At 54.2% G+C, this 253-nt stretch carries 1 protein-coding gene; it reads right to left on the bottom strand.

Going from position 1 to position 253, the window contains the following annotated elements:
• Nucleotides 1–33: 33 nt before the first annotated feature.
• Nucleotides 34–253 (bottom strand): Imm8 family immunity protein (locus AF337_RS05865; protein WP_244471191.1); only part of this gene is annotated, 220 nt, incomplete at its 5' end.

The following is a 253-nucleotide window of genomic DNA, read 5'->3' as shown; positions in this document are numbered from 1 at the left end:
GGACCTTAAGCCTCAGCAGGCCTGCGCTTAAGGTCACATGTTGGGCATATCCCATTCCCACAGAAACCGCTTCCGTAACTCTGCCAAGGAGTGTTCCCAGTCTTCTTTTTCGCAAGCTGATACGGCGGCCCGCAAATATTGCTTGAGGTTCGATAAACTGTATTCGTGAAGCTCGATGGGCTTCCGCCTTCGTCCCGTCGTGCCACGTCTGCTAGGCGTGACGACATCCGCGAAGAAGTGTTCTGTCCAATCG

Source organism: Rhizobium ecuadorense (genome assembly GCF_001187535.1).
In the GTDB taxonomy this organism is placed as follows: Bacteria; Pseudomonadota; Alphaproteobacteria; order Rhizobiales; family Rhizobiaceae; genus Rhizobium; species Rhizobium ecuadorense.
Note: the sequence above shows the minus strand (reverse complement) of the source record. Positions and strands in the feature narration are given on the sequence as shown.